General features: G+C 72.0%; 21 protein-coding genes and 1 pseudogene. 11 read left to right on the forward strand and 11 right to left on the reverse strand.

What is annotated here, in order from left to right:
- The first annotated feature begins 162 nt into the window (after nt 1-162).
- Complete coding sequence (locus JKV81_RS25305; protein ID WP_129260716.1) at nt 163-1,608, forward strand: glyceraldehyde-3-phosphate dehydrogenase; 1,446 nt, start codon at nt 163-165, stop codon at nt 1,606-1,608.
- A 72-nt stretch (nt 1,609-1,680) separates the two neighbouring features.
- Here JKV81_RS25305 and JKV81_RS25310 read toward each other — a convergent pair whose 3' ends face one another.
- Nucleotides 1,681-2,508: a class I SAM-dependent methyltransferase gene (locus JKV81_RS25310; RefSeq protein ID WP_202077937.1), complete on the reverse strand. Its 828-nt coding sequence runs from the start codon at nt 2,506-2,508 to the stop codon at nt 1,681-1,683.
- Between the two features lie 63 nt (nt 2,509-2,571).
- Here JKV81_RS25310 and JKV81_RS25315 point away from each other — a divergent pair, with 63 nt between their 5' ends.
- A complete protein-coding gene (locus tag JKV81_RS25315) occupies nt 2,572-3,204 on the forward strand; it encodes a TetR/AcrR family transcriptional regulator (protein ID WP_202077939.1) in 633 nt (210 codons plus the stop codon).
- A gap of 47 nt (nt 3,205-3,251) precedes the next feature.
- Here JKV81_RS25315 and JKV81_RS25320 read toward each other — a convergent pair whose 3' ends face one another.
- The 3 genes from JKV81_RS25320 to JKV81_RS25330 all read right to left on the reverse strand — a co-directional run bounded on the left by JKV81_RS25320 (nt 3,252) and on the right by JKV81_RS25330 (nt 7,402).
- Nucleotides 3,252-5,405: a SpoIIE family protein phosphatase gene (locus tag JKV81_RS25320; protein WP_129266829.1), complete on the reverse strand. Its 2,154-nt coding sequence runs from the start codon at nt 5,403-5,405 to the stop codon at nt 3,252-3,254.
- A 180-nt stretch (nt 5,406-5,585) separates the two neighbouring features.
- Nucleotides 5,586-6,770 (reverse strand): GDSL-type esterase/lipase family protein, encoded by a 1,185-nt coding sequence (locus JKV81_RS25325; protein ID WP_202077941.1) that lies wholly within the window; start codon nt 6,768-6,770, stop codon nt 5,586-5,588.
- Between the two features lie 62 nt (nt 6,771-6,832).
- Nucleotides 6,833-7,402 carry a TetR/AcrR family transcriptional regulator gene (locus tag JKV81_RS25330; protein WP_202077943.1) on the reverse strand — a complete coding sequence of 190 codons (570 nt, stop codon included), beginning with the start codon at nt 7,400-7,402 and terminating at the stop codon, nt 6,833-6,835.
- 392 nt (nt 7,403-7,794) lie between these two features.
- Between JKV81_RS25330 and JKV81_RS25335 the strand changes: the two are divergent.
- The 4 genes and pseudogenes from JKV81_RS25335 to JKV81_RS25350 form a co-directional block, all read left to right on the forward strand.
- Nucleotides 7,795-8,421, forward strand: a pseudogene (locus JKV81_RS25335) (polysaccharide deacetylase family protein); the annotation flags it as partial.
- Between the two features lie 244 nt (nt 8,422-8,665).
- The gene (locus tag JKV81_RS25340; protein WP_202077947.1) at nt 8,666-9,478 is read left to right on the forward strand and encodes an SAM-dependent methyltransferase; all 813 of its coding nucleotides are present in this window, start codon (nt 8,666-8,668) and stop codon (nt 9,476-9,478) included.
- 139 nt (nt 9,479-9,617) lie between these two features.
- Nucleotides 9,618-10,811: a cytochrome P450 gene (locus JKV81_RS25345; RefSeq protein WP_202077949.1), complete on the forward strand. Its 1,194-nt coding sequence runs from the start codon at nt 9,618-9,620 to the stop codon at nt 10,809-10,811.
- Nucleotides 10,808-11,035: a ferredoxin gene (locus JKV81_RS25350; protein WP_124278921.1), complete on the forward strand. Its 228-nt coding sequence runs from the start codon at nt 10,808-10,810 to the stop codon at nt 11,033-11,035. The genes JKV81_RS25345 and JKV81_RS25350 overlap by 4 nt, the downstream gene beginning before the upstream one ends.
- A 35-nt stretch (nt 11,036-11,070) precedes the next feature.
- Here the strand turns inward: JKV81_RS25350 and JKV81_RS25355 are convergent, their stop codons facing one another.
- The gene (locus JKV81_RS25355; RefSeq protein WP_202077951.1) at nt 11,071-11,793 is read right to left on the reverse strand and encodes a DUF998 domain-containing protein; all 723 of its coding nucleotides are present in this window, start codon (nt 11,791-11,793) and stop codon (nt 11,071-11,073) included.
- Nucleotides 11,794-11,992: 199 nt separating this feature from the next.
- On the opposite strand from JKV81_RS25355, the gene JKV81_RS25360 reads away from it, so the two are divergent.
- Complete coding sequence (locus tag JKV81_RS25360; RefSeq protein ID WP_202077952.1) at nt 11,993-12,256, forward strand: DUF5133 domain-containing protein; 264 nt, start codon at nt 11,993-11,995, stop codon at nt 12,254-12,256.
- Nucleotides 12,257-12,398: 142 nt separating this feature from the next.
- Nucleotides 12,399-13,037, forward strand: a complete 639-nt coding sequence (locus tag JKV81_RS25365) for a TMEM175 family protein (RefSeq protein WP_241748394.1) — start codon at nt 12,399-12,401, stop codon at nt 13,035-13,037.
- Nucleotides 13,038-13,108: 71 nt separating this feature from the next.
- Here JKV81_RS25365 and JKV81_RS25370 read toward each other — a convergent pair whose 3' ends face one another.
- The 5 genes from JKV81_RS25370 to otnK form a co-directional block, all read right to left on the reverse strand.
- Nucleotides 13,109-13,462 (reverse strand): hypothetical protein, encoded by a 354-nt coding sequence (locus JKV81_RS25370; RefSeq protein WP_129260730.1) that lies wholly within the window; start codon nt 13,460-13,462, stop codon nt 13,109-13,111.
- Nucleotides 13,463-13,589: 127 nt separating this feature from the next.
- Complete coding sequence (locus tag JKV81_RS25375; RefSeq protein WP_202077954.1) at nt 13,590-15,308, reverse strand: acyl-CoA dehydrogenase family protein; 1,719 nt, start codon at nt 15,306-15,308, stop codon at nt 13,590-13,592.
- Between the two features lie 49 nt (nt 15,309-15,357).
- Nucleotides 15,358-15,924, reverse strand: a complete 567-nt coding sequence (locus JKV81_RS25380; protein ID WP_129260732.1) for a PadR family transcriptional regulator — start codon at nt 15,922-15,924, stop codon at nt 15,358-15,360.
- Between the two features lie 89 nt (nt 15,925-16,013).
- Nucleotides 16,014-16,655, reverse strand: a complete 642-nt coding sequence (locus JKV81_RS25385) for a class II aldolase/adducin family protein (protein ID WP_124278574.1) — start codon at nt 16,653-16,655, stop codon at nt 16,014-16,016.
- Nucleotides 16,652-17,935, reverse strand: a complete 1,284-nt coding sequence (gene otnK, locus JKV81_RS25390; protein ID WP_202077956.1) for a 3-oxo-tetronate kinase — start codon at nt 17,933-17,935, stop codon at nt 16,652-16,654. The genes JKV81_RS25385 and otnK overlap by 4 nt, the downstream gene beginning before the upstream one ends.
- Nucleotides 17,936-18,135: 200 nt before the next feature.
- On the opposite strand from otnK, the gene JKV81_RS25395 reads away from it, so the two are divergent.
- From JKV81_RS25395 to JKV81_RS25405, 3 genes are all read left to right on the forward strand, one after another.
- Entirely contained in the window at nt 18,136-19,545 is a 1,410-nt protein-coding gene (locus tag JKV81_RS25395) for a homoserine dehydrogenase (RefSeq protein WP_202077958.1), read from the forward strand.
- Nucleotides 19,545-20,903, forward strand: coding sequence for a GntT/GntP/DsdX family permease (locus tag JKV81_RS25400; protein WP_202077962.1), 1,359 nt, complete (start codon nt 19,545-19,547; stop codon nt 20,901-20,903). The genes JKV81_RS25395 and JKV81_RS25400 overlap by 1 nt, the downstream gene beginning before the upstream one ends.
- Nucleotides 20,904-20,988: 85 nt before the next feature.
- A complete protein-coding gene (locus JKV81_RS25405) occupies nt 20,989-21,780 on the forward strand; it encodes a DeoR/GlpR family DNA-binding transcription regulator (protein ID WP_129260736.1) in 792 nt (263 codons plus the stop codon).
- A 55-nt stretch (nt 21,781-21,835) separates the two neighbouring features.
- Here the strand turns inward: JKV81_RS25405 and JKV81_RS25410 are convergent.
- A partial coding sequence (locus JKV81_RS25410; RefSeq protein WP_505016571.1) for an SDR family NAD(P)-dependent oxidoreductase occupies nt 21,836-22,412 on the reverse strand: 577 nt, incomplete at its 5' end.

Here is a 22,412-nt window from a genome sequence, read left to right on the forward strand (position 1 = left end):
GAAGCCCGGTATCGGCCCGGCACCTGACGGGGGCCGGGCCGGTCCGGTCATCGACCGGGCACCGTCGATTCGAGCGGGCGGGGCACCCGGACGGCACCGATTGCATGGTCAAAATCCGGTGCGGTTAACATATGAGCACCGCCTAGCTCGAAAGATGGACTTGTGACTGCCACCGAGGACTCGTTCACCAATTGGAAGACCCGTGAGGAGATCGCGGAGTCGATGATCCCGATCATCGGGAAGCTGCACCGGGAGCGGGACGTCACGGTCCTGCTCCACAGCCGCTCCCTGGTGAACAAGTCGGTGGTCAGCATCCTCAAGACCCACCGGTTCGCCCGTCAGATCGCCGGCGAGGAGCTCTCGGTCACCGAGACCCTGCCGTTCCTGCACGCCCTCACGGCGCTCGACCTCGGCCCGTCGCAGATCGACCTCGGCATGCTCGCCGCGACGTACCGGAGCGACGACCGCGGCCTGTCGGTGGCCGACTTCACCGCCGAGGCCGTGGCCGGCGCCACGGGCGCCAACAAGACGGAGCGCCGCGAGTCGCGCGACGTGGTCCTCTACGGTTTCGGCCGCATCGGCCGCCTCCTGGCCCGTCTGCTCATCGAGAAGACCGGCTCGGGCAACGGTCTGCGGCTGCGCGCCATCGTCGTACGCCAGGCCGCCGGGCAGGACCTGGTGAAGCGTGCCTCGCTGCTGCGCCGCGACTCCATCCACGGCCAGTTCCAGGGCACGATCACCGTCGACGAGGCGAACAGCAGGATCATCGCCAACGGCAACGAGATCCAGGTGATCTACTCGGACGACCCGACAACCGTCGACTACACGGCGTACGGCATCAAGGACGCCATCCTGATCGACAACACGGGCCGGTGGCGTGACCGCGAGGGCCTGTCCAAGCACCTCCGCCCCGGCATCGGGAAGGTCGTCCTGACCGCGCCCGGCAAGGGCGACGTCCCCAACATCGTGCACGGCGTCAACCACGACACGATCAAGCCGGACGAGCAGATCATCTCCTGCGCCTCCTGCACCACCAACGCGATCGTCCCGCCGCTGAAGGCGATGGCGGACGAGTACGGCGTGCTGCGTGGCCACGTGGAGACGGTCCACTCGTTCACCAACGACCAGAACCTGCTGGACAATTACCACAACTCCGACCGGCGCGGCCGGTCGGCGCCGCTCAACATGGTCATCACCGAGACGGGCGCCGCCTCCGCCGTCACCAAGGCGCTGCCGGACCTCCAGGCGAAGATCACCGGCAGCTCCATCCGGGTCCCGGTGCCGGACGTCTCGATCGCGATCCTGAACCTCCAGCTCGGGCGCGCCACCAGCCGTCAGGAGGTCCTCGACCACCTCCGCGACGTGTCGCTGACCTCGCCGCTCAGGCGCCAGATCGACTTCATCACCGCTCCCGACGCGGTCTCGAGCGACTTCATCGGCTCGCGCCACGCCTCGATCGTCGACGCGGGCGCCACCAAGGTCGAGGGCGACAACGCGATCCTCTACCTCTGGTACGACAACGAGTTCGGCTACTCCTCCCAGGTCATCCGGGTCGTCCAGCACGTCTCCGGCGTCGAGTACCCGACGTACCCCGCCCCGGAGGTCTGATCCGGTCCGAAGGCCCACGGCTCCCGGTGCCGCGCGACGGCGCCGGGAGCCGGCCCCGGCGGCGGACCCGGGTCAGGCGGTCCCCGTGCGTACGGCGGCGACCGCCACCGTGGTGGTGGACATCGTGAAACCGCCGCCCATCGCGTCGATCGCGGCCCCGACCTCCTCCAGCACCCTCGCCAGCGGTTCCGGCGCGAGCCGGGTGAGGGAGCCCTGGGTGGGCAGCAGGTCCAGCCACTCGTCCCGGGTGTAGGCCCGCTCCCAGTCGAAACGCCACCGCTCGGGGTCGCCGAAGCCGCCCGCCGTACGGATGCCGTCGGCGGCCCGGTCGAGGATCGCCTCGTACGCACCCCCGGCCCGCCCGTCCGACGGCCGGCCGAACGGGGAGTCGGGCACCTCCCGCAGGAAGGCCGCGGCGAAGGCGTCCGCGACCTCGGCCGGAGGCTCGAATACATGCCAGAACGCCGCCAGCCGACCGCCGCGCCGCAGCACCCGCGCGGCCTTGGCCGCACCGGCGACCGGGTCGATCCAGTGCCAGGCCTGCGCGGCGGCCACCATGTCGAACCGGCGGCCGTCCGGCTCCCAGTCCTCGAACGTCGCCACCTCGACCTCGATGCCGCTGCGCCGGGCGACCCCGGCCATCCGCGCGTCGGGGTCGATCCCGAGCACCGTGCAGCCGGCGTCCCGGAACTGCCTCGCCCCGATCCCGGTGCCGCAGCCGACGTCGAGAAGGGCCCGGCCGGGGGCGGCGGCGGTCACCGCCTCCACCAGCGCGTCGGGATACCGGGGGCGGGTCCGGTCGTAGCGCTCGGCGTCCGAGCCGAACGACTGGGCCACCTCCCGGGCCTGATGGGGTCGGCCCTCGGCGGGCCCTGAGTGCTCCTGCGGTAAGGTGGGCATGCGCCCACTCTAGTGGGCACCTGCCCACTCACTCAACGGGGCGGGCGGAACGAGGGGAGCACGGTGCCGACAGGGGTACACATCCAGGACGCGCGTCAGCAGCTGTTCGACGCGGCCGAACGCGTCCTGCTCCGGGACGGGCCGAGCGCCCTGACCAGCCGGGCGGTCACCACGGAGGCGGGTTGCGCCAAGGGCGTCCTGCACCGGCACTTCGCCGACTTCGACGCCTTCCTCGCCGCACTCGTCCTCGCACGGACGGGCGAGATCGAGGCCCAGGCCACCGCACTGCGGGTCTCCGCCGGGACGGGGACGGTCACCGGCAATCTCGCCCGTGCGCTCACGGCCCTCTTCGGCCCGGTCGCCGTGGCGATCATCCCTCTCCTCACCTTCCGGGACGAGCTGCGCTCCAGGCTCCGCAGTACGTCGCCGGCCGGCGTCCCGATCCTGTCCGAAGGGGCGGCGATGGCCGCCTCCTACCTCGCGGCGGAACGCGACCTGGGCCGTGTCACCGCGGATGCCGACATCGGCACGCTCGCGCCCACCCTGATCGGGGCCGGACATCTGCTGTACGCCGACCGGAGCACCGCCCCGCCGGAGGCGGGCGCGGTCCACCGGATGGTGACGACGGTCCTGGCGGGAGTCGTACGGACAGCCGGGCCCCCGGAACCCGGACCGGCTGCCCCCGTTTCCCCGTAGCAGCACGGCGGTGCGCGCGGTCGGAAGCGGGAGGACACCGGCCGCCCTCAGAAGAGGTCCGGTTCCTCCGAGTCCGGAAGCGGCTGTTCGGCCCAGATCGTCTTGCCGGTGCTGCTGTACCGGGTGCCCCAGCGCTCGGTGAGGCTCGCGACGAGCAGCAGACCGCGTCCGCCCTCGTCGAAGATCCGGGCGCGGCGCAGGTGGGGAGCGGTGCTGCTGCCGTCGAATACCTCGCAGATGAGCGCGGTGCCCCGGATGAGGCGGAGCCGGATGGGATCGCCGCCGTAGCGGATGGCGTTGGTGACCAGTTCGCTGACGACCAGCTCGGTGGTGAACACCGCGTCGTCCAGGCCCCATGCGTCGAGCTGCGCGGCGGCGCGTTTACGGGCGTTCGAGACGACGGCCGGGTCGGCGGGGAGGTCCCACGAGGCGTAGTGGTCGGCGTCGAGGCGCTTGGTGCGGGCCAGCAGCAGGGCGACGTCGTCGATGGGGCGCTCGGGGACCAGTGCGTCCATGACGGTGTCGCAGGACTCCTCGAGGGAGAGCGTGGGCCGGCCCAGCAGCTCCCGGAGCTCGTCGAGAGCGCTGTCGACGTCCCTGTCCTCCGTCTCGATCAGACCGTCCGTGTACAGGGCCAGCCGGCTGCCCTCGGGGAGTTCGAACTCGGCGCCCTCGAAGGTCAGGCCGCCGATGCCGAGCGGTGGCCCGGAGGGCAGCGACAGTTGCCTCACGGTGCCGTCGGGGCAGGTGAGCATCGGCTCCGGGTGGCCCGCCCTGGCCATGGTGCAGCGCCCGGTCGCCGGGTCGTAGACGGCGTAGAGGCAGGTCGCGCCGGCCACTTGCCCGCCCTCGGAGCTCTCCGCCGGCTGTTCCCGGTCGAGTGTGAGCACGAGGTCGTCGAGCTGGGTGAGCAGCTCCTCGGGCGCGAGGTCGACATCGGCGAGCGTCCGTACGGCGGTACGGAGCCTGCCCATGGTCGCCGAGGCGTGCAGACCGTGGCCGACGACGTCGCCGACCACCAGTGCGACCCGGGCGCCGGACAGCGGGATGACGTCGAACCAGTCCCCTCCGATGCCCGCTCCTGTGGTGTTCGGGAGGTAGCGCGCCGTGACCTCGACCGCCTGCTGGCGGGCCGCCCGCCGCGGGAGCAGGCTGCGCTGGAGGGCGAGTGCCGTGGCGCGCTCGCGGGTGTAGCGGCGGGCGTTGTCGACACAGACGGCCGCCCGTGAGACCAGTTCGGCGGCGAGTTGCAGGTCGGCGGCGCCGAATCGGCCAGGCGTCCGGTGCCGGCAGAACAGCGCTATGCCGAGGGTGATGCCCCGGGCCCGCAGGGGAACCACCAGGGCCGAGTGGATCTTGTGCTCGCGCATGCTCCGCGTCCGTGCGGGGTCGACCGTCGCCCAGCGGTTCAGCGTCTCCTCGTCCACGTCGAAGCGCGCCGGTTCGCCGAGGACCAGTGCGCGTCCCACCTCGGACTTCCGGTCGTAGGCGTGGGTCCCGCCGAGCGGGACGACCGCCTCGGGACACCCTTCGAGGACGGAGCTCTGGGCCACCCGGTGGAAACTGATCGTCTCCCTGTGCAGCACGGAACGCGCCTCGTCACCCGTCAGCACCTCGGAGAGCAGGTCGACGGCGACGAAGTCGGCGAAGTCCTCGATGGCGAGTTCCGCCAGCTCCTCGGCGGTGCGGCCCACGTCGAGAGTGCTGCCGATGCGCCTGCTGGCCTTGTTCAGCACGGCGAGGCGTTTGCGTGCCCAGAATTGTTCGGTCGTATCGAGGGTCACGACGGACACACCCTGCACCTCGCCGGCGGCATCGCGCACCGGAGACAGCGCCGCCTGCCAGATGTGCTCCCTGTCCTCCATCACGAGGTGGGTCTCGTAGGGCTCGCCCTGGCCCGTCCGCAGCACCCGCTCGATCGCTTCCGCCAGGCCCTCCCCGCCCTGAAGGATCTTCCCGGGCTCCGCCTCCCCGGGCCGCAGCCCGAGCATGGCGGCCTCGGACGTGCCCACGACGGAGGCCGACGCCGTGTTGGCCATGGCGAGCCTCTGGTCCCGGCCGAAGTACGCCACCATCACCGGCAGCTGTTCGAGGATCCGGCAGCGCATCTCCTCGGACGGCACACCGACGGGCGGCCCGTCACCGGTGGGTGCGGCCCGGCTTCGGCCGACGGGTGGGCCGGGGGGCTCCGTCTCGTCCATGCTCACGGGCCGATCACTCGTCCTCCCGCCTGGGCAGGTCGCCCACGAACCTGCAGATACGACCTTTGTCCCAGAATGCCCTTGAGGGTGTCCGCTCTCAACCGGCCCCTGTCCGGGCGCGGCCGATTGGCTCAGCCGGCCCGGGCGGCACGGCCCCCGTCGACGGGGGCGCCCACGAGGTCAGCCGGCCACGTAGGCCAGCGGGCCGCCCGCACGGAACGCCCGCTCCGCGAAGCGCTCGCCGATGCGGCGGTGCGTCGCGGCGTCGGGGTGCAGGGCGTCGGGGAGCGGCAGCTCGGCGGAGTCCGCCTCCCCGTAGAGTTCCCGGCCGTCGAGGTGGAACAGGTGCGGGTCCTCGGCCGCCCGCTGCTCGACGATGCGGGCCAGTTCGGCCCGGATGACGCCCAGGGTGAGCTTTCCGGCCGCGGTCTCCGCCGGGTCCCCCGTGGCACGGAAGCTCAGCTTCCCCTCGCCCAGGGCGCCGAGGTCCGGCGCGCTGGGGCCGGGCGTGTCCTCGTGGATGGGGCACAGGAGGGGCGAGACCACGAGCAGCGGAGTGGTGGGGTGGCCCTCGCGGATCGTGTCGAGGAAGCCGTGGACGGCCGGGGTGAAGGCGCGCAGGCGCATCACGTCCGTGTTGACCAGGTTGATGCCGAGCTTGACGCTGATGAGGTCGGCGGGTGTGTCGCGCAGGGCGCGGGCGGTGAAGGGGTCGAGCAGCGCGCTGCCGCCGAATCCCAGGTTGATCAGCTCCACCCCGCCGTGGGCGGCGGCCAGCGCGGGCCAGGTGGTGGTGGGGCTCGCGGCGTCGGAGCCATGGCTGATCGAGCTGCCGTGGTGCAGCCACACCGGCCGCCCCCGGTCCGGGACCGGCTCGACCGGGGCGTCGGTGCGCAGGGCGACCAGCTCGGTGGTCTCGTTGTGCGGCAGCCAGATCTCCAGTTCCTTCATGCCTTCGGAGAGACCGTCGAAGCGGAGGGTCCCCACCGGGCCCGGCAGGACCTCGGCCGATCCGGTCGACATGTCGATGGTCAGGGTGTTGCCCCCGGCCACCGTGGCACTGCCGGCGGGGCGGCCGTCGACCAGCAGGTCGTACACCCCGTCCGGCCGGGCCGGGGCGCCCACGTACACCCGCTTGGTGGGCAGGGTGTCCAGCTCCACGACGGTCGCCCGGGTGCGCAGGACGAGCCGTACGCCGGCGGGCTGGGCCTCCGCCATGGCGAGCTGGCCGTCGGTGTTCTGGGCGCGCGCACGGGCGGGCAGCCGGTGCGGCAGCAGACCGTGCTCGGTGCGCTCCAGGTCGAGGGCCCCGCGCAGGAGGTCCTCGGTGAGAGGTGTGGTTATCAGCTGGTGCCGGGTGCTCATGCTCGCTGCCTGTCCGTCGTGCGGTCTGTCTCGGTCGGGGAGGGAAGGCCGGTGGCTCCGGGTCAGGGGGCGGGCCAGTTGCGCAGGAGGGCGTCGAGGGCGTCCAGCACCCGTGACCAGGTCTCCTCGGTGCCGGGCTCGCTGTGGCTGAAACTTCCGCCCGACTCCAGGCTGATGTAGCCGTGGAAGACACTGCCCAGCAGCCGGACCGCGTGGGTCTGGTCCGGCTCCGTCAGGTCGTAGCCGCGCAGGATCGCCCGCGTCATCCCGGAGTGCCGGGGGCCCGCACTGGCGGCGGCCGCCTCCGGGTCGAGCCCGGTCTGCGCCGCGGCGTAGCGGCCCGGATGCTCCCGGGCGTAGTCGCGGTAGGCGTTCGCGAAGGCCTCCAGCGCGTCCTTGCCCGCCCGCCCGGCCAGCGCGGCGGCGACACGGTCGGCCATCTCCGCCAGGGCCAGCTGGGCGATCCTCGTCCTGAGGTCCTGCGAGTTCTTCAGATGCGAGTAGAGACTCGCGTCCTTCACCCCGAACTGCCGGGCGAGTGCCGCGACGGTCACCTTGTCGAAGCCGACCTCGTCGGCCATCTCCGCCCCGGCCTGCGCCAGACGCTCCGCGTTCAGTCCTGCCCTGGCCATATGCACCATCTCCCTCCGGCAGACCCGATTATGCATTTACCTAGGACCATTAGGCAAATACCCAGCACCCCTAAGAACGAAGGCTCATAATCGGACTTGAAGGCGAAACTTTCGAAGTGCGTTGCCTGTTCACCGGAAGCCGATTCCAGGTGTCACTTCGGAGCGAGCAGCCGAAATTGTTGCTCGGCATCGTTGACCAGTGACAACTCCCCTGGAGTCACCCGCCCACCCGACCGACTCTTTCGCAGAATGCGCCGAAACCATTGACACCTGACAGGTCCAGTTCAACACTCGACTCGCCCGCTCCCTCCTGACGAGAAGGACGCACCCGCATGCACCTCACCCCCCGCCTGTCCCTGCGGCCGGTGGTCACGGCAGTCGCCGTCGCCGCGATGGCAGCGACCGCCACCGCCGCCGTGGACACCACGCCCTCCCACGCAGCCGCCGCCTGCAACGGGTATGTCGGACTCACCTTCGACGACGGCCCGTCGGGCAGCACCCCGGCCCTGCTCAACGCCCTCAGGCAGAACGGGCTGCGGGCCACGATGTTCAACCAGGGCCAGTACGCAGCGGCCGATCCGGCCAAGGTGCGGGCGCAGGTGGACGCCGGCATGTGGGTCGGCAACCACAGCTACACGCACCCGCATCTCACCCAGCAGAGCCAGGCACAGGTCGACTCGGAGCTCTCCCGGACCCAGCAGGCCATCGCCGCCGGGGGCGGGGGCACGCCGAAGCTGTTCCGTCCTCCGTACGGTGAGACCAACGCGACGGTGCAGGCGGCCGCGGCCAGGTACGGCCTGACCCAGATCATCTGGGACGTCGACTCGCAGGACTGGAACAACGCGAGCACCGACGCCATCGTGCAGGCCAACGCCCGGCTCACCAACGGGCAGATCATCCTGATGCACGACTGGCCGGCCAACACGCTCGCCGCCATCCCCCGCATCGCGCAGGGCCTGGCGAGCCGGGGACTGTGCGCCGGCATGATCTCCCCGCAGACCGGCCGCGCCGTCGCCCCCGGCTGACAGCCCGTCCGACACCCCTGTACAGACCGGCCCCGGCGGGGGCGGCGGCGGCCCTACCCGCCGCCGCTCCCACCGGCTTCCGTCGCGGCCTGGTACGTAGACGACATCGCCGACGAAGTGACCGGTCCGGCAGCAGAGTTGGTCGCCATAACGACAACTTCGGTACGCGCGTTGCCTATTCTGTTCGCAAGCTGATCATCCGCTGCCGCGCACGAACACGTACACCCAGGAGTTCGCCATGTCCCGACCGGAGAACGATGCCGCCCTGCGCATCGACACCAGCAGGCCCCATCCCGCCCGGATGTACGACTGGTTCCTCGGGGGCAAGGACAACTACCCGGTCGACGAGGCGATGGGCCGGCAGATGCTCGCCGTCGAACCCGGGGTGCCGGTCATGGCGAAGGTGAACCGGGCCTTCATGCACCGCGCCACCCGGTGGCTGACCGGCCAGGGGATACGGCAGTTCCTCGACATCGGCACGGGCATCCCGACCGAGCCGAACCTCCACCAGGTGGCCCAGCAGGCGGAGCCGTCCACCCGGGTCGTCTACTGCGACAACGATCCGATCGTCCTGGCCCACGCCGAGGCCCTGCTGAAGGGCACCGACGAGGGGGCCATCGACTACGTGCAGGCGGACGCCCGCAACGTGGACTCCATACTGGAACACGCCGGCAGGACCCTGGACTTCGGTCGGCCGGTCGCCCTGTCGATGATCGCACTGCTGCACTTCGTGAGCGACGAGGACGGCGCCTACGAGCTGGTGGACCGGCTGACCGGGGTCCTGGCGCCGGGCAGCCATGTGGTGATCTCGCACGTCACCGCGGACTTCCACCCGGCGGCGGCCCGCAAGGTCGACGACCTGTACAAGGCGAACACGCTCACGCTGGCGCCCCGCACGCGTGACCAGTTCGCCCGCTTCTTCGAGGGACTCGAGATCGTCGAGCCCGGCATCGTGGCGGCCGAGAGCTGGCATCCCGAGCTCGGGGAGCCGGTTCCCGGCCAGGACGACGTCATCAGCGCCGGCTATGTGGCGGTGGGCCGCAAGCCGTAACCCGCCCGCGGATCCGGGCCGTCGCTCTGCGGAGGGCGACGGCCCGGGATGGCCGACAAGGCGCTGTTGACCTCTCCGGCGGCGCCGCCTGATTCTCGGATGATCTGTTTCATCCGCCGAGAACCAGGGAGGCAACACGATGACGGCCACAGCCGGAGAGACGCCGGTTCCCTATCCCTTCAACGAACCGGACGGGATCAGCCTGGCGGACGCGTACCAGGAAGCTCTGGAACGGCCCGGTCTCGTGCGCGTACGCATGACGTACGGAGACCCCGCGTGGCTGGCCACCCGCTACGCCGACGCGCGCCTGGTCCTCGGCGACCGCCGCTTCAGCCGGGCCGAGGCCCTCCGCCACGACGAGCCGCGCCAGTCGGAGGGGAGCCGGGACAGCGGCATCCTGAGCATGGACCCTCCGGGTCACACCCGGCTGCGCACCCTGGTGGCGAAGGCGTTCACCGTCCATCAGGTGGAGAAGTTACGCCCCTGGGTACGGGAGCTGGCCCACGGCCTGCTCGACGAGCTGGAGGCCCAGGGCCAGCCGGCCGATTTGGTGGAGCACTACGCGCTGCCGATCCCCGTCGCGGTCATCTGCCGCATGCTCGGCGTACCGGAGGAGGACCGACCGCGGTTCCGGGCCTGGAGCGACGCCGCTCTCTCCACGAGCTCCCTGACCGCCGAGGAGTTCCTCCGCAGCCGTGAGGAGCTGCGCGCGTACATGGGTTCGCTGATCGAGGAGCACCGGCGCACCCCGCAGCAGGATCTGATGACGGGGCTGATCGAGGCCCGCGACACCGGTGACCGGCTCACCGAACTGGAACTGGTCGATCTCTGCGTCGGCATCCTCGTCGCCGGCCACGAGACCACCGCGACCCAGATCCCGAACTTCGTGTACGCGCTGCTCGAACACCCCGATCAGCTGAAGCTGCTGCGGGAGCGCCCCGAGCTGATCCGCGGCGCCGTCGAGGAGCTCATGCGGTTCGTCCCGCTCGGCAGCGGTGCCGGCTTCCCCCGTTACGCGACGGAGGACGTGGAGGTCGGCGGCACGCTCGTCCGGGCCGGTGAGCCGGTGCTCGTCGCCGTCGGTGCCGCCAACCGCGACGCCCTGAAGTTCGACGGCCCCGGCCGTCTGGACGTGGCCCGGACCGGTGTCCAGCATCTGGGGTTCGGGCACGGGGTCCACCACTGTCTGGGCGCACCGCTCGCCAGGCTGGAACTCCAGGAGGCGCTGGAGGCGCTGCTCGTGCGCTTCCCCGCCCTGCATCTGGCGGGGGACGTGAAGTGGAAGGACCAGATGCTCGTGCGCGGTCCGCGTGAGATGCCGGTGGGGTGGTGACCTCCGTGGCCTGGACGACCGAGGTGGACCGCGACCTGTGCATGGGTTCGGGCATGTGCGCGGGGATGGCGTCCGATCTGTACGCCCTGGACGACGAGGACCGGGCCCGGCCCGTGCGGGAGCGGATAGCTCCTGACGAACGCGCGCTGGACGCCGCGGACTCGTGCCCCGCGGCGGCGATCCTGGTCCGCGACGGGGACCGGGCGATCGGGCCGCGTCCCTGACAGAGGCTCCGGGAGGGGGCACCGGGCCGCCCGCGTCAGCCGTCGGCCCGGCCTCCCCCTCCCCCTCCCCCTCCCTCTCCCTCTCCCTCTCCCCCGAACCGGTCCTCCCGCATCCGGTCCTCCCGCATCCGGTCCTCCCGCATCCGGACGCAGGACAGGACCACGACGAGGGGCCAGAAGGACTGGGCGAACGTGAGGACGCGCTCGGCAGCCCCCGCGGTGTCGAGTACGAAGAGGGCGAGCAGGAACCAGGCACCGCCGAGCCACATCAGCGCGGCGGCCGTGACGGACGGCCCGGGCCGCAGCCCCCAGGGCGGCGGCGCCACGCGCGGCCCGCCCACCGCGCCCGGCCCGTACCGCGCCGCCCTGCCGCGCCGTACGGCCAGGACCGGCCACAGGGCGAGCAGCGAGAAGCCCACGGCCACGACCACACCGTGGGCGAACGAACCACCGCTGCTCGGCGCCGGGAACAGGGCGAGCAGCATCGCCGAGAGCCCGCCGCCGGCCAGTGCCGCCCTTCCGAACGGCGCGGCGGGTCGCAGTCCGCACGCCGTGACGACGTGGCAGGCTCCCAGGGCGACCAGCGCTGACGTCATCACCCAGTACCCCGCCGCGCCGTTCGCCGCCAGGACGCTGATCGTCGTCGTGGCGGAGTCGTAGCCCGGCCCTTGGAGCTGTTCCGAGACCGCCCACCCGCCGACGAGGAGGACCGGGGCGCACAGGGAGGAGCACAGGACCCACCAGGAGACAGACCGCATCGGTGAACGGTAGAACGCCCGGGGCGGCAACCACCGGTGCACACGCTGGCGGGGAGCGTACTCCGCCCGCACATGGGTAGACGCGTGACGCCGGGTCACATCACACCGTGTGCGACCGCACCGCTCGGCCGGGCCCGCCACGGCCCCCTTGTCCCGGCGCTCCGCCCCGGACGTGGATCCGAACAGAGGAGAACCTGCTGTGCTGACACCCAGTCCTCAGGACCTGAGAGTCGCTCTGGCCCGCTACGCCGACGCACGGATCGAGGACGCGCGCCGCTCCACGACGGCGACCTCCCGTGCGGTGGAGGATGCCGCCTACACCTTGTGCGTGATGACCGGCACCCAGGCCGTTCCGCAGGCCCTGCACGTCGCCGACACGATGCTCGGCATGCGGACCACCGTCTCCCCCGTCCTGCGCCGGCCCGGCGGGGCGCCGCGGGGCGACAGCCTCCAGACGGCCTGAGCGACCGCCTGGGCAACCGCCTGAGCGACCGCCGGCACGAGGGCGCCGGCCCGCCGGGGTGCAGGCACCCCGGCCGGCGCCCGGCATGCCCGCTGTCGGCCTAATCCCGCCCGGGGCTCCCCGGCCCCACGACGCTGGGCGGGTGGACGACACACGGGCGGGCACGGGCGACGAGAAGGACGCGAAGAACGCGGAGCGGCTGACCGCACTCTCCGACGGGATCTTCGCGATCGCCATGACCCTGTTGGTGCTCGATGTCCGTGTGCCGCCGGGGCTGAGCCCGGAAGGCTTCCGGGATGCCGTCCGTGGCGTACTGCCCGACCTGGGTGCCTATGCACTGAGCTTCATGATCCTGGCCGCCTTCTGGCGGGACCACCGCAGGATCGTGGAGCTGGTCCCCCGGTTCGAGGGGCCGTCGCTGAAGTTCGCGCTGTTCTGGCTCGGCACCATCGCGCTCATCCCGTTCCCCACCGCGCTGCTGTCGGAGTACGCCTCCGAACCCCTGGCCGTCGCGGTCTACGCGGGGGCGGTGTGCGTCACCAACCTCGTGGAGCTGGCGGTGCTCAGGACGGGCCTGCGCGCGGCGAGGCACTCCGATCCCGCCACCGAGCGGGACGCCCGTTTCGTGGCCGCCGATCTCGTGGGCACCGCCCTGGTCTTCGGCGCCACGATCCCGCTCGCCTATGTGCTCTCCCCCGCCGTCGCCATGTGGTGCTGGCTGGCGCTCCTGCCGGTCAAGGTCACCACCGGCCTGCGGAGTCAGCGCGCACAGTCCTCCTAGCACTGTCCCCCGGTGCCGGACAGCACTCCGGCCGCCACCGGGGATCCGGTGGCGGCCGGGCGCACGGCTCCTTACGGGGCGGCCGTCAGGGATTCGTAGTACGTACCGAGGTTCCGCAGGTAGAAGAGGTCCCCGGTGTCCTGATCGCGTTCGAAGCGCGGGGCTTCCTTGATCTGGTCCTTGGTGCACCCGACCTTGATCACCCGCTCGGCGTCGTCGACGGCCGCCACCATCCCGGCGGGCACGACGACGCTTCTCCCGAACTTCCAGGTGCCCGCGTCGATCACCAGATGGCCGAAGCCCGGGACCGACGAGAGTCTGACGACGGTACCCACGCTTCCGTCCGGTGCTTCCACCTCGTACCCGATGACGTCGTCGCCCAGCGAGCGGTCGAGCCGTGCCGGAACTGCCCAGACCGTGTCCATTGCTCTCCTCCTCCTGGCAGCCGGCCCGATCCGGCCGCCGGACCTTCCATATGCCCCCGCGCGCCCGGGCGATGCAGCCCGGACGCGGAAGGGACGAGCCAGGAGGGTGCGGCGGGGTCCGCGCGGTCTACGGAGCCATCTCGTAGGACCCGGACAGCGCCTCGACGCGCTCCCAGACCCTGGCCGCGCGCGCCTCGTCGACGACGGGGCGGCGTACGGCCGCGAGGGCCCACCGCTGCTGTTCCCCGGTCGCGGAGTCCTTGCCGTGCAGCTCGACGGCGTGCGCGGAGAAGTCCCGGACGAGTACGGAGAAGAGCTCGTCGAGCACGTCCTCGTCCAGGCCGGTCAGCCGGGCCTGCTCCAGGATGAGCTGCCCGTGGACCACGAGCGCGAAGAGCTGGCCCACCGACAGCAGGAAGTCGAGGTCGCGGCTCTGCTCCTCGTCGGGGGCGGAGTCCTTCACGAAGGCGCACAGGGCGTCCGCCTGTTCCCTGAAGCGGGCGACGTTGGGGACCGAGGCATACGCGTCGTAGGCCGGGCGCCAGTCGTGGAAGCGTACGGAGCCGAGGCCGCGGGCCGGTCCCTGCCGGAAGAGGAACGCGTCGTCGGCCGCGTCCAGACGCGTCGTCACGGGCTCGTACCCGGCCGGGTCCAGCAGATGGTTGCGCATGAACTTCAGGATGAGCGCGAGGTTGACGTGGACCGTGCCCTCCAGCTTGGGCAGGCCGCGGATCTCCACGGCCGCCTGGGCGAAGTAGGTGTCCTTCTCGAAGCCCTTGGCGGCGATGACGTCCCACATCAGGTCGATGACCTTCTCGCCCTCCGTGGTCACCTTCATCTTCGTCATCGGGTTGAACAGCAGGTAGCGGCGGTCGTCGGGGCCCGCCGAGCGGAAGTAGTCGACGGCGCGGTCGCTGAACAGCTTCATGCCGACGAGCCGGACGTAGGCGTCGGCCAGCTCACGGCGGACGTGCGGGAAGGCGGTCACGGGGCGGCCGTAGAGGACACGGTTGTGCGCGTGGGTGACGGCCTCGTACATCGCGTGCTCGCAGATGCCGATGGAGGCGGTGCAGAGGTTGAACTTGCCCACGTTGACGGTGTTGAGGGCGGCGTCGAAGGCGGCGCGGCCGGTGTGCAGGACGTCGTCGGGGCCGACCGGGTAGCCGTCGAGCCGGAACTCGCTGACGTACTTGGAGGAGTCGACGACGTTCTTCACGAGGTGGTAGGCGGGGTGGCGGCTGTCCGCCGCGAAGAAGACATAGCCGTCGGGGCCCTCGACGTCGGTGCGCCTGCCGAAGACGGAGACGAGGCCGGCGGCGTTGCCGTTGCCTATGTAGTACTTGGATCCGGTGGCCAGGAAGCCTCCGTCGCCGTCCGGTTCCAGCAGCATGTCGGTGGAGTAGATGTCGGCGCCGTGCGCCTTCTCCGACAGGCCGAAGGCGAACACCTCGCCCTGGGCCAGGAGTTCGGCTGCGCGGGCGCGGGCGGCGGCGTTGTCGCTCTGCCAGACCGGGCCGAGACCGAGGATGGTCACCTGCCAGGCGTACCAGTAGTCGAGGCCGTAGAACCCGAAGATCTCGTTGAGCGCGGCGATCCGGGCGGTGTCCCAGCGCTGGTCCTCCTGCCCGGCGGCGGAGGCGGGGGTGAGGAAGGTGGCGAACAGGCCTTCCTTCGCGGCGAACTCCAGGAAGTCCCCCAGCCAGGCGCGGGTCCGGTAGTCCTCGATGATCCGGCGCTTGCCGCGGGCCTCGAACCAGTCGACGGTGGCGCGCAGCAGCCTGCGGGTCTCGGCGTCGAAGTGCGCCGGGTCGTAGGTGTGAGGGTTGAAGAGCAGCGGGTCGGCCATGGTGGTGTTCGCCTTCCGAAGGGGTACTGGCGGGAGGGTGCGGGGCGGTTCAGGCGCGCGGCCCGGCCGCGCCGAGCCGGTGGAGCGTGGCGAGTACGTCGTCGAGCCAGGCGACCGTCATGCGCTCGTAGGCGATGCCGCCGCGCAGCACGACGTGCTGCAGCTCCTGGCCCGCGTCGAGCGGTACGGGGGCGCCGGGCCCGGTGAAGTCACGTATTTCCCCGGCGAGGTAGTGCGCGAGCCGGTCGCTGTGGACCCGGTGGTGCCGCTCGACCTCGTGGAGCAGCGCGGCCGGGTCGTCGAAGGCCGCGCCACGGATCTTCACGGCGAGATCGTGGCGGAGGCTCTCGGGTTCGATCGGTTCGTGCAGCCACGCGGAGAGGGCGGAGCGGCCGGGTCCGGCGACGGAGTACTCCTTCTTGTCCGGCCGGCGCTCCTGCGGGACGTCGCGGACGTCGAGCAGACCGTCGCTCTCCATGCGCTTGAGGACGCGGTAGATCTGCTGGTGCGTGGCGGTCCAGAAGTAGCCGATGGACCGCTCGAAGCGCCGGGCGAGCTCGTAACCCGAGCCGGGCTGCTCCAGCAGGGAGACGAGGATCGCGTGTTCGAGCGCCATGCCCCGATCGTTCTATGCAACTGGTTGCATAGCAAGCGGCGGCGGGCGGGTGAGACGCTCCTCACCCGCCCGCCGCCGCGTGGACGGTCTCAGTGCTCACCCCAGGGCGATCCGTACGCCGAGGCGAGCGCGCCCGCCTCCCCGGGTGTCAGCAGCCGCGGGGACCGCTCCCCCAGGGCGAGGAGGAGGGCTGACACCTCCTCCAGTTCCACCGCGGCGTCGACGGCGCGGGCCATGGTGGGGCCGGCGAGGACGGGGCCGTGGTTCTGGAGGAGTGCGGCGCGGAACGGGAAGGGCAGCCGGGCGAGGTCCTCGGCCTGTCCGGCGTCGCCGGGCGGCGCGTACGGGAGGAGGGGGGTCTGGCCGACGCGCATCACGAAGTACGGGGTCAGCGGAGGCACCGCGCTCCTCGCCGACCACGGATCCAGGCAGGACACCGCGGTGGCGTGCCGGGCGTGCAGATGGACGACGGCGCGGGTGGCGGGGTCGCGCCGGTAGAAGGCGCTGTGCAGGGGGAACTCCTTCGACGGGCGCGGCCCGTCGAGGTGGGTGCCGTCGGGGGCGAGGACGCTGAGCCCGTCGGGGTCGACGTGGGCGAGGTCGGCGCCGGTGGGGGTGATGAGGATGTGGTCGTCGATCCGGACGCTGAGGTTGCCGGAGGAGCCGGGGCTGAGCCCGAGGGCGGCCAGCCGGGCGCCCGCGGCGGCGAGTTCGGTGCGGGGGTCGCTCATGCCAGCGCGCTCCAGGCTTCCGTGAAGATGGCGGTGTCGCCGAAGTTGCCCGACTTGAGGGCGAGGTCCACCGCGTGGTCCCGGCCGTGCGCCCGGCCTTCGGCGCGCGCCCAGGTGACGCCCGGGGCGATGGGCGAGCCGATGGCCAGGGTGCGGACGCCGAGGGCGGTGACGACGGCTCCGGAGGTCTCACCGCCGGCCACGAGGAGGCGGCGGGCGCCCGCGGCGACCAGGTCGGTGGCGCAGGTGGCGAGGGCCCGCTCGACCAGCTCGGAGGGGTCGGGGCCGTCGTGCGGCGCCGGCTGGTCGAGGTCGCCGAGGTCGTCCACGGAGTAGATCAGGGGTGGCTTCCCGGGGTCGTCGTCCCAGGCCCGGCGCGCGAAGGCGACGAGTCCGGCGACCGTCCCGGCGAAGTCGGCGCGCAGGGCGGCCAGGTCGAGCTTGCGGTGCGGCAGGCGGGCGCGGGCGTGGGCGACCTGGGCCCTGGTGGCGGACGAGGCGCTGCCGGAGAGGACGACGCCGGGGTCGCCGGGGCGGGAGGCCGGTGCGGCGCGGGCCGCCTCGGCGTGCGGGCCGGTCAGGCCGAGGGCGAGGCCCGCCGCTCCGGTGACGAGGGTGAGGTGGCTGGTGGCCGCGCAGATCGTCACCAGGTCCTCGTCGGTCACGGCGTCCACGACCACCAGGGCGTCGGCGAGCCCGGGCGCGTCGAGTGCGGCACGCAGCGCGTCGCCGCCCCGCCGCACGGTGTCGAGGCCGATGGCGTGGACCGGGTGGCCGGTCTGCGGGGTGAGCAGCCTGCCGAGGTCCGAGTCGCGCATCGGTGTGAGCGGGTGGTGCCGCATGGGGCTCTCGTCGAGGGGCTCGCCGTGGACGAAGAGGCGGCCCCCGTGGACGGTGCGTCCGGTGGCGGGGAAGGAGGGGACGACGACGGTGCGGTGTTCGCCCAGTTCCGCGAGGAGGGCGTCGGTCACCGGGCCGATGTTGCCGCGCGGGGTGGAGTCGAAGGTGGAGCAGTACTTGAAGTAGAAGCGCGCGCAGCCGGACGCGCGCAGGGCGCGCAGGGCCGCGACCGACGTACCGACGGCCTCCTCCACGGGCGCGGTGCGCGACTTGAGGGCGACCACCACCGCGTCGGCGTCACGCACGGCTGTCTGCCCCGGCCCCTCCGTGAGGGCGTCCGGGCCCACGGTCACCACGGTCCTGTGACCCCGGGCGACGAGCATGGTGGCGAGATCGGTGGCTCCGGTGAAGTCGTCGGCGATGGCCCCGAGGGTCGGCATCGGACCTCCTTGCGTTGGGGGGTGCGGTGCCGAGTGGGATTCCCCGACAGCCTGTGTGTGAAAAAATGTTAACAGACTTTACGCAGACGAGATGTGCTGGTACATCTTGTTAACACGCTCCCCTGTGGTGCTCGTGCCGTGGCCGAGACCGCGTCCGCCGGAGCCGTTGAACCGAGCCGTGTGCCCGTCTAGGAGAGCCCATGAATCTGCATCACCTGTTCGCCGGAACCGGCGACCGGACCGTGCGTTACGCACTGTCCGGAGCCGGCGGCGGCTTCGCCCGGACCCTGCTGGCCCAGACCCCGCGCACCGGGCGTCTGGCGCCGGCCGTCCTGTGCGACCGTGACGTGGAGCGGCTGCGCGGGATGCTCGTCGAGCTCGGCTACCCGGCGGCGGGCCTGGCGGTCTGCGCGGACGCCGACGAGGTCGCGAGGGCCGCCGCGGAGGGGTCGATCGCCCTGGTCGCGGACGGCTCGCTGCTCCCCGCCGCCCCCTGGGACATCCTGGTGGAGGCGACCGGGAGCCCGGCCGACGGATACGCCATGGCGCGCGAGGCGCTGACCGGCGGCCGTCACGTCGCCATGGTGAGCAAGGAGGTCGACTCCGTCGCCGGCCTGCACCTCGCGGACCTGGCCCGGGACAACGGTGTCGTCTACACCACGGCCGACGGCGACCAGCCGGCCAACCTCATCGCCCTCGTGACCTGGGCGGAGCTGCTCGGCCTCGACATCGTGGCGATCGGCAAGTCCAGCGAGTACGACCTCGTCCTCGACCCCGCGGCCGGCACGGTCACCCAGCTCGACACCACGGTGCCCGCTCCCGAGCTGGCCGGACTGCTGAGCCTCGGTTCCGACGTACGCGCGACACTCGCCGCCCGCGCCGCCGCGGTCACCGCGCTGCCGACCGGGGCCACCGCCGACTACTGCGAGATGGCGGTGGTCGCGACCAGCACGGGCTTCCGGCCGGACACCGAGCGCCTGCACTACCCGGTCGCCCGGATCGCCGAACTCGCCGACGTCTACGCCCTGCGCGAGGACGGCGGCCTGCTGCACCGCGCGGGTGCCGTCGACGTGTTCAGCGCCCTGCGGCTGCCGGACGAGGCCTCGTTCGCCGGGGGCGTCTTCGTCGTCGTACGCACCGGGGACCCGGTCACCTGGGAGACGCTGCGGGGCAAGGGACACGTGGTCAGCCGGGACGGGCGCTACGCGGCGGTCTACCTGCCGTACCACCTGATGGGCGTCGAGACCCCGGTCTCGCTGCTCTCGGCGGTGCTCCACGGCCGGCCCTCCGGCGGCACCGACCCGCGCGCCCACGCCGTGCTCGCCGGCCGGGCCCGGCGTGACCTGCCCGCCGGCACGGTGCTGGACATGGGCGGCCACCACCACGACGTCACCGGCGTCCAGGCCGTCCTGCTCCGCGACGAGGACGCCCCCGCCGACACAGCCCCGCTGTATCTCGCCGCGCACACCACCCTCGCGCGCGAGGTGCGGGCCGGTGACCTGATCACCCTCGGCGATCTCGCCGACCCGGACGCGGACCTGCTGCACGCCTGGACCTCCGGGCGCACCTCCCGCGCCACCGACGCCTCCGCCCCCTACGTGAGCCGATGATGGGTACCGACCTCCAACACCTCCTGCTGGGCGCCGCCGCGGTCGTCGTCCTGATCCTGCTGATCACCAAGGCCAAGCTCCACCCGTTCCTGGCGCTGGCGCTGTCCGCCCTCGGCCTGGGACTCGCGGCGGGCCTCGGCCCCGGCGACACCGTCGAGCACTTCCAGGACGGCTTCGGCGACGCGCTGAAGAGCACCGGGCCCACCATCGGGCTCGGCACGATCCTCGGCGGCATCCTGCTGGGCTCCGGCGGAGCCGACCGGATCGCCACCGTCTTCATCGGCTCCCGGCCGGTGAAGTGGATCCCGACGGCGATCACCGCCGCCGCCCTGCTCATCGGGATGCCGCACCTCTTCGACGTCAGCTTCGTGATGCTGGTGCCGCTGGTGTACGCGGTCGCCAAGCGCACGGGCACCCACCTGCTGTACGTGGGACTGCCGCTCGCCGCCGGCCTGTACATCTCGCACGGTCTGCTGCCCCCGCACCCCTCCCCCACGCTCGCCGTCTCGGCGTACGGGGCGAACACGGGCCTGACCATCATGTACGGCCTGATCATCGGCATCCCGATCGCGGTGATCAGCGGACCGCTGCTGACGAAGTTCGCCTCGCGGTGGTTCGGCCCGGCCCCGGACCTCGACAAGGGCCCCATCCCGGAGACGAGCCCCGAGCCGGAGAACCGCAAGCGGCCGGCCTCGTTCGCGCTCGCCCTGATCACGGTGCTGCTGCCGCCCGTCCTGATGCTCATCGGAACGGTCGGCACCTCGAACACCGCGGAGGGCTCGCTCCCGTACGCGGTCTTCGAGGCGTGCGACTCCTCGGTCATATCCCTGCTGGCCGCGGTGATCTTCGCCTTCTTCGCGCTGGGTCTGCGCTCCGGCTTCGGTCTGGGCCAGCTCCAGAAGATGGCGGGCAAGGGCCTCGGCCCGGTCGGCGGGATCGTGCTGATCCTCGGCGCCGGCGGCGGCCTCAAGGCGATGCTCACCGCGACCGGCATCGACAAGCTGATCTCCGACTACGCGGTGGACTGGTCGGTCCCGCCGCTGCTGCTCGCCTGGCTGGTCGCCGCGCTGCTGCGGATCTGCCTCGGCTCGGCGACGGTGGCCACGGCCGCCGCCACCGGGATCGTCGCCCCGCTGATCGGCGCCTACCCCGGCCTCTCCCCCGAACTGCTGGTGCTGGCGACGGCGTCGGGCGCGGTGATGCTGTCGCACGTCAACGACTCCGGGTTCTGGCTGTTCAAGGAGTACTACCAGCTCTCGGTGGCCCAGACGTTCCGCACCTGGACCCTGATGCTGTCCCTGCAGTCACTGCTCAGCCTCGGCGGCGTGCTCCTGCTCAGCACCTTCGTGGGGTCCTGAGGCCGCGCCCTGTTGGGGCGCCGCGCGCCGGGACGGCACAATCGAGCAGCGACCGCGGTGGTCGCAGGAGGAAAGGTAAGAAGCAGTGGCCGACGAAGAGCAGTTGCCCCTGATCCCCGATCAACGGCGCGAGCTCCTGTTGAAGCATCTGCGGCGCGACGGGGTACTGAGCGTGCAGCAGATCACCCAGCTCTTCGGCGTCTCCCACATGACCGTCCGCCGCGACATCGCCGAACTGGAGCGGCAGGGGCTGGTGTTCTCCGTGCCCGGCGGGGCGCGGATCGCCAGTCACCTCCAGAGCGAGCCCAGCTTCCAGGCCAAGTCCCTGGTGGAGCAGCCGGAGAAGCAGGCCATGGCCACGGAGGCCGCCGGACTCGTACGGGAGGGCATGACGGTCTACCTGGACGCGGGGACCACGCTGCTGGCCATGGTGCCGCTGCTCGCCCGCCACGAGTCGCTGACGGTCGTCACCAACGACTTCACGACCGTCGACCGGCTGATGGCCTCGTCGCACCTGGACGTCATACACATCGGCGGCCAGGTGGACCCGTCCAACCGGTCGAGTGTGGGCCGGCTCGCGGCCACGACGCTGCGTCAGCTCGCGCTCGACATCGCCTTCATCAGCACCAGTTCCTGGGATCTGCTGCGCGGGGTGACGACCCCTTCGGCGGCGAAGGTGGAGGTCAAGCAGGCGGCGATGGAGTGCACGGGGTCCAGTGTGCTGGTCGCCGGGGCGTCGAAGTACGGGACGTTCGGCAAGTTCCGGGTGGCCCCGCTCAGCGCGTTCGACACCATCGTCACCGACGACTCCCTGGCGGAGGCCGCTGCCGAGGGCCTGCGGGCCGGTGGCGCCGACCTGCGGCTGGCGGCCGTCTGACCGGGACTCGGACCCGTCGCCCTTGCCCTTCCACGGGGCAAGGGCGACGCCGTGTTCAGACGGCGTCGGCGTCCGTCCTGGTGAGCCGCGCCGACTCCTCCCACAGGGCCCGCGCCGTGTCCATGTCCTGGGCCCGCGCCGACATGGCCGCCGGCCCGGGCGCTCCCCTGGTCCCGCCCAGCAGCCCGGGGCCGTAGTAGCTTCCGCCGAGCGCCGTGGGCAGGGTGGCCGCGTACAGGGTGGGCAGCGCACCGGCGGACGCCGGCTGCGTGTAGAGGCGCGTCACCCGCTCCAGCCGGGCCACCCAGGTCCTGCCCTCCATCCGCGGCCCCGCCTGCCCGAGCTCCGTGGCGGAGAGACCGGGGTGGGCGGCCAGCGCGAGCACCTGCCTGCCGGAGGCGTCCGCCCGGCGCTGGAGCTCGGCGGTGAAGAGCAGGTTGGCGAGCTTGGACTGCGCGTACGCACGCCACTTGTCGTACCCCCGCTCGGCGTCGAGGTTGCCGAAGTCGATACGGCCGAAGCGGTGCGCCAGCGAGGACACGGTCACCACCCGCGACAGTCCTCCCGCCCCGAGGAGGGGCAGCAGGTGGTGGGTGAGCGCGAAGTGGCCGAGGTGGTTGGTGCCGAACTGC

The organism is Streptomyces silvae, from assembly GCF_016745505.1.
Lineage (GTDB): Bacteria > Actinomycetota > Actinomycetes > Streptomycetales > Streptomycetaceae > Streptomyces > Streptomyces silvae.